The sequence below is a fragment of the Mesorhizobium sp. M0854 genome (assembly GCF_040319815.1).
In the GTDB taxonomy this organism is placed as follows: Bacteria; Pseudomonadota; Alphaproteobacteria; order Rhizobiales; family Rhizobiaceae; genus Mesorhizobium.
In genome coordinates, this window is record NZ_JAMYOL010000061.1 from 1 (window position 1) to 6,741 (window position 6,741).

Sequence of the window (6,741 nt, forward strand, 5' to 3'; positions counted from 1 at the left end):
CATCGACTCAATCTCCTCTTACGACGAAGATTGAATCAGTGCTTCAGGACTGCTGCAACCCGGACTTTTTCAACACTATCGACCCATTTCTGCCGTTCGGATATCGGCCTCATCATCTCCAAGGCGGACATTCACCCATTATTCGACTAAAAATCTCGTTCCGATCAAAGCCGCCCTACTTCGTTGCAGCGGCTGCGGCTTCCCCCGGCGGCATAATCCGCATCATGAACGTCGACACCGCTTCCCCGGGTTTGAACGGGCCGGGAACCTGGTGGCTGACCGGCTTCACACTTTGGAGGAATGCCGCGATCGCCATGGCGTCATCCGCGGTGAGATGCGCGAAATCGCGCCAAGGCATGATCGGCGCCAGGATGCGGCCGTCCGGCCGTTCGCCGGTCTGAATCGCGGTGACGATCTGCTCCGGGGTCCAGCTTCCGATACCGGTCTCCCTGTCAGGCGTGATATTACGGGCGACAAAGACACCAAGACCAGGAATCTCGAAGCCCACGTCCGAACCGCCGAGGAAGCGCGACATGTCGGGTTTCCCGAAGAAATAACCGGATGTGTGACAGTCGCTGCAGCCGGCAATCGTAACCAGATATTCGCCGCGCGCGATCTGTGTGTCATCGGCCATGGCCGCGTAAGATGGCAGGGCAACAATCGACGCTGTCAAGAATGCAAGATGAACCGGTGTCCGAAACATTGCTTCCTCCCTGTGATCTGTTCGTGTTTGTCCGTCGACCTCCCGCGCCGTCAACCGGTCGCAATTCCCCGATCTTAACCACGTCGAGGACGCTGAATTCTAGCATGGCCAGCACGTAGTAACCATCAGCGATCAATTGGATGGTCGGCACTTGTCGCGCCCCGTTGAGCGCAGCTGTGACGGAGCTTGCTCAGCCGACGCACACGCCTTCTTTTGGCGCGATCGAGCCACGCACGTTGATGGATCGACTTCGTCGCCTGAAATGCCTTGATGGTCGGACCGGGTCGAACTCGGTCGTTCAGAGTGATTGGGTTTGATCCTGAAACGTCAGCCGGAGGCGACCGGCGTCTTCAGCCGCCACACCGCATCATGCGCCGCCTCGGCCGGCCGCGCGCGCCTGTCAACCTGAGCAGTCCCACCTGTCAGCCGCATCGGTGCACCCACCGCGAACCACGCGGAACCGTCAAATCCCCCATAGCGCCGGAACCACGCCCCTCCATCCCGCGGGTTCTTTCCCTGGAGGCTTTCGGACGCCGGCCCTCGCGCCAAGCCAACACCTGTTGGCCGGCATCCGTAACCCTAAACAATAGCCGACATTTACCGCACGCCTTCAGCTTTGACATCGGCGCTATCTTCAATTGCTGCCGGGGTGGCGGTGTAACCTTCAACGTGAGTCATCATGGCCTCCCTGATGTTGATAGGACGCCGCTGGCCTCTTGGGGTGCTCACGCGCTGAAGCTCGCGCTGCGAGCTTTCGACACGCTGTTCTCGGCTCGCGCGAGCCCCAACCCGAACCACAACGTCCACAGGGCCATTACAAAAGACGACGCAACCCAGACGAGGCTGCCCAGCCCGATGCCGAACCACATGCCCAGCGGCTATCCGACGAAGGCACCAAGCCCGGCCACGACTCCGACCAGTGACGCCCAGGTCGGCGTTACCTGTTGCCGGCTCAGCGTCTCATTGCCGGCGATCACGGCAACCGCCAGGCAGAGGAACATGAAGCCGTTGGCCTTGCCCTCGGCGAAGGCCCACCAGACCGCGAATCGCGCCATGTCGTTGGCGGCGACGGCATCGGCGACGGTGGTGGCCTCGGCCACGGCGGTTGTCATCGTCCAGAGCGCGCCGACGGCCACCACCGCCCAGGCGGATAGGGTCCACCAGCGTTCGGTCAGTCGAGAGCCGGCGGTCAGCACGATCAGGCTCGCGACGACGAACAGCGAAAGTGCTGCCGCGGCGGCCCAATGCACGACCACCCACAGGGTGACGCCACTGGCGATGGCCTGCATTTGCTGGGCGAGGTCGGGATTAATCGGCCCGTGACCGATCAGGACGAAACCCAAGAGTACAGAAGCGATCGCAAGCCAGGCGCCCGCGACCCGCATTCCGGTATCGGCATGCGACATCGCTACTTCCCTTCATTGTGGCCGGATGTTCGCAGCGCGATCACTGCGTCCGTCTCGCGATCTGTGGGCGAGCTGCGCCGTGGCGCCGCGCATCCATGGCCGATCGATTTCGAGTGCAAGCTAGCGTGGAAGGGAGGGCGGCGCTTCGGGCGAACCACCCAATGGGCGCCGATGACGGCATGGGTGATTCGACCCATGCCAGACCTGCTCAAACCAGGCGGTGCTCGTAGGCCCAGGCGGTGGCGGCAGCGCGCGTGGGGACGTCAAGCTTGTTGAAAATATTGCTGACGTGCCTGTCCACTGTCTTCCCGCTCAAATCCAGTTCGTTGGCGATTTGCTTGTTGGTTTTGCCGGCAGCGACCAGGCGGAGAACTTGCAGTTCACGGGCAGAGAGGCCGCGGGCTCCGTCTGATCGCATGCCAAGCAGGATATCGACACGAGAAAGGTCCGGCATGGCACCGAGCTGCCGGAACACTGTCCGGGCTGCCTGCAACTCCAGTTCCGCACCATCGTTGTCACCGAGGGCGCGGCAAGCCTGGCCTATCATGACGCCTACGCGCGCTGCTTCGTATGGCGCTTCGACTTGCTGCCACCCCTCGAGTGCCTGGCGCAGCCAAGTCAATGCAGCCTGCGCTTCGCCTTCTGCCAGTTCCACCGCTCCCCGCGCGTGAGCGGCAAGGGCGCGCAGCGGTTCGGTTCCGTAGCTTTCTCCAACGTCCGCCAGTTCGTGGCAGGCACGCCGTGCTTCCTCGATGTCATCAGCCGCCAGCATGATCTCGACGTAAGCAGGCAGCAGCCGAATGCGCTTCAGTTGGTCGGTCGTCGCGCCCATGACGCGCCGGATTGCGGCCGCAGCCGCATCGATGTGCCTTTCGGCCAACCGCAACAGGGCAAGGCCCGGCTGCGGTTCGAAGCCATGTTGGCTTGCACTCCGATATGCCTGCTCGGCCACGTCAAAGTCTCCGCGAAGGCGGTATACTTCCGCCAGCTGGTACCATGCTCCAGCCGTATCTCTCCGATTGTTCGACTGCGTCAAACGCTCCACGGCCTGCTGCGCTTCGTCGATCGCGTCCTGCCATGCGCCGCTGAGCCGCTTGATCTCGGCGCGATGCATCAGGCAGGTGCCGCTGAAACTGATCAGCTGGGGCTGTTCGGCGCACCATCGCCCCAGGGCGGAGGTCCATTCGCGTGCGCGGCCCAGAGCATGGACTTGCTGACACGCTTCGATCACGCTGCAGTAGATCAAGCCGGTAAGCAGCGGCGACAATTCGCCGGCCGTGACCGAAACCATCGCCTCGTCGAGGAGCGCGAAACCTTCCGCGGTTCGCCGCTGGCGCAACAGAACACGGCCCTGCAAATGCCGTGCACAGGCCACCAGATCCACGTCCGCAAAGCGCTCGCCAATCTCGACTGCGCCGCTCGCCGCAGCGTAGGCCGCTTCAAGGTTGCCCGAAGCAAGATGCTGTTCGACGTGGGGCAGCATCAGGTAACCCTGTTCGGCACAATCATGTGGCTCGCGTTCGAGCAGCCGATGCGCCCGTCCAAACCAGCCGGCCGCCTGAGCCATCTCCCCACGAAAGACAAGGCGCAGGCCAAGCCAGAAGGCGCAGCGGGCGGCCCGATGGCACTCGCCCGCGTCCAGATATGCATGATGGGTTCGCTCCAGGGCCCGCAGGTACTCCTCGTCGCGCCCGGTCAAATAGGCCGACATCGCCAGCCGTTCGAGATCGTCCACTGCGAGCGGAGCCGCTTCGCCGGCACGCCAGAAGAACCGATAGGCGTCGTCCCACGCCCTTTCCTCGTAAGCCTCACGACCGAGCACGAGCTGGTCCGCCTCCTGCAAGGAGCCGCTGTTGAATTGCTGTCGATCTGACCTGCCCATCCGCATTGGTTCCTAGCCATCAATGGCTGCTTTGGAGCCAAGGTGCAGTATAGCATGCTCGAACGCGAATGACCGGAATGCACTTAAAGCGCTCTGAACGGGGAACGTCCCGGACGACTGAAACGGGTCGAACTCGGTCGTTCAGAGTGATCGGGTTTGATCCTGAAACGTCAGCCGGAGGCGACCAGCGTCTTCAGCCGAACGTCGCCAAAGGTTCGGTTCGGACCTCGACCCACTGGCAGCGCCGGCTCTCGTGATAGAAGGGACAGGAAGGGCGGCGGGAACGCAGGGTCCGCGAAAGCGCCCACCGGGATGACGGTCAGACCGGGCTGCGTGTCGATCCGGTAATGGACGGTGGTGCCGCAATCCGGGCAGAAGCTGTAGATGACGCGGCCGCCCTCGTCGCCAATGCGCGTGAACTCCGCCGAGCGGCCCTGGACAACAACGTCACCTTCCTCAAACCACGCGTTGAAGCTGAACGCGCTGCCGGTGCGTCGCTTGCAGGCCAGGCAATGGCAGACGAGACGCGTACCGGCTCGCCCGAGCAGGTGGCTGACAGCTGAGCGCAGGAACATTCGGCGCGCCGCGTGACCATGGCTGGCTCCTCTCAAGATTCCCTGAACGATATCACTGCGTATCGGTGCTCAATTCGGCCCGCTTCTCATCCGACACGACTGCGAGGTCGAGCACCTTCTGCAATTCGGCCGCATGGCGGAACGACGGTTCGGCCTGGACGCCGTTGCGCACCGCGTCGACGAAGCGCTGGTAGTTGGTCTGCACCGTTCCGGCGTCCAGAACTTGCCATTTGGCGTTCTCGACATCCTCGCCGATGCAGGCTTTCAGCTCCGAGCCGGTCAGATTGTGCACGACTTCGATGCCGCCCTTGTCACCGTAGATGCGCAGGCGGAGTTCATTCAGATGGCCGGTTGCCCAGCGGCTGGCATGGACGACGCCGAAGGCGCCATTGCTGAAATCAAGCGCCATGGTGAAACTGTCATTGGCGTCGAGCTCGTACTCCCCGATCCGGTTGCCAGGCGCCTTGTCGAAGGACCGCAGGCGGCAGAACACATGGTCGATGTCGAGCGCCGCGCCATAGCTGGCGAAATCGAGGATGTGGATGCCGACGTCGCCCAGCACGCCATTGGAGCCGTGGCCGCGCGACAGCCGCCACAGCCATTTCGAATCGGTGCGCCAGTCGCCCCAGAATTTGGACACCAGCCAGCTCTGCAGATAGGACGCCTCGACATGCCTGACCGTGCCGATGTCGCCGGCCAGCACCATGGCGCGCGCTCTCTGCAGCGGCGCGACATTGCGATAGGTCAGGTTGACCATGTTGATGATGCCGGCCCGCTCGGCCGCAGCGGCCATTTCACTGGCTTTCTGGTAATTTTCGGCGAGCGGCTTTTCGCACAGCACCGGCTTGCCCGCCGCGATCAGCATCATGGTGGTCGGATGGTGGATGCGATCGGGCGTCACGTTCGCCACCGCGTCGAACTTGCCCCACGCCAGCGCCTCGTCCAACGACGCGAACCGGTTGGGGATACCGTAGATGTCCGAAAACTTGTCGACGCGCGTACGGTCGAGATCGACGGCGCCGATCAGTTCGACGCCCTCGATCTTGCCGAACTGCCTGGCGTGCTCCTCCGCCATCCAGCCGGTGCCGAGTATCAACAGACGCATGATTCTTATCCTTAGGACAGGGCTTTATCTTCTTGTTCGATCATGGATTTGTCGTCTAGCGGAAGCCGGCTTCGCCGGCGGAATGTAGCTTTCCGCCGCGCTCGACGATCGGCTCGAGCGCCTTTTCCACCGGCACGTTCGGCGCATCGAGGATGGCTGGATTGGAGCCTTGGGGGTTGTGCGCCCATCTCACCGCATTGCGCAGCACCTTGTGGACGTTGGCGTCGTGATAGGTCGGATAGGTCTCGTGGCCGGGCCTGAAATAGAAGATGTTACCGGCGCCGCGGCGATAGGTCAGCCCCGACCGGAACACTTCGCCGCCCTGGAACCACGAGATGAAGACGGTCTCCAGCGGCTCCGGCACGGCGAACTGCTCGCCATACATCTCCTCGTTCTCGAGCTCGAAATACTCGCCGATCCCGGCAGCGATCGGGTGGTTGGGGCTGGTCACCCAAAGCCGTTCGCGCTCGCCCGCCTCGCGCCATTTCAGCGTGCAGGGCGTGCCCATCAGCTTCTTGAAGATTTTCGAGAAATGGCCGGAATGGAGAACGATCAGCCCCATGCCTTCCCAGACGCGGCGCGCCACGCGCTCGACCACTTCGTCGGCGACGGCGCCATGGTCCTTGTGCCCCCACCACAGCAAGACCTCGGTCTCGGCCAGACGGTCGGCCGGCAGCCCATGCTCCTTCTGCTCCAGCGTCGCCCACGATACCGAAATCTCCGGGTCGAGCTTCAGTGCATTGGCGATCGTCGCATGCATGCCCTCGGGGTAGATGCCCGCGACCACCTCGTTGGTCCGCTCATGAATATTCTCGCCCCAGACGACAGCGCGTATTGTCATGATGTCCTCGTGATTGTTTGAAGCTGGAGCCGCCCCGGCCGGTCATTCATAGTGTCATCGGACGGGATTGAAAACCTTCGAGATTGGCCAAACCTCCCCAGCTTCGTCATCCCAGGGCGGAGCAGGCGCGAAGCGACGTCGCGAAGACCCTGGGATCCATATGTGGACGGCGCCCTGCCTGCAACGGTTGTTTTGCGTCGTTTTCGATCGCTTGCGTCCATATGTCCGG

General features: G+C 62.8%; 6 protein-coding genes. All 6 read right to left on the reverse strand.

What is annotated here, in order from left to right:
- Positions 1–175: 175 nt before the first annotated feature.
- Positions 176–703: a c-type cytochrome gene (locus NKH99_RS32295; protein WP_502893757.1), complete on the reverse strand. Its 528-nt coding sequence runs from the start codon at positions 701–703 to the stop codon at positions 176–178.
- Between the two features lie 878 nt (positions 704–1,581).
- Positions 1,582–2,109, reverse strand: a complete 528-nt coding sequence (locus tag NKH99_RS32300; RefSeq protein WP_353017900.1) for a hypothetical protein — start codon at positions 2,107–2,109, stop codon at positions 1,582–1,584.
- A gap of 208 nt (positions 2,110–2,317) precedes the next feature.
- Positions 2,318–3,991 carry a LuxR C-terminal-related transcriptional regulator gene (locus NKH99_RS32305; RefSeq protein ID WP_352873336.1) on the reverse strand — a complete coding sequence of 558 codons (1,674 nt, stop codon included), beginning with the start codon at positions 3,989–3,991 and terminating at the stop codon, positions 2,318–2,320.
- 170 nt (positions 3,992–4,161) lie between these two features.
- A complete protein-coding gene (locus tag NKH99_RS32310) occupies positions 4,162–4,566 on the reverse strand; it encodes a GFA family protein (RefSeq protein ID WP_352773542.1) in 405 nt (134 codons plus the stop codon).
- Positions 4,567–4,618: 52 nt separating this feature from the next.
- Complete coding sequence (locus tag NKH99_RS32315) at positions 4,619–5,671, reverse strand: Gfo/Idh/MocA family protein (RefSeq protein WP_352773539.1); 1,053 nt, start codon at positions 5,669–5,671, stop codon at positions 4,619–4,621.
- Between the two features lie 55 nt (positions 5,672–5,726).
- Entirely contained in the window at positions 5,727–6,512 is a 786-nt protein-coding gene (locus tag NKH99_RS32320; RefSeq protein WP_352773537.1) for a ThuA domain-containing protein, read from the reverse strand.
- Positions 6,513–6,741 lie beyond the last annotated feature (229 nt).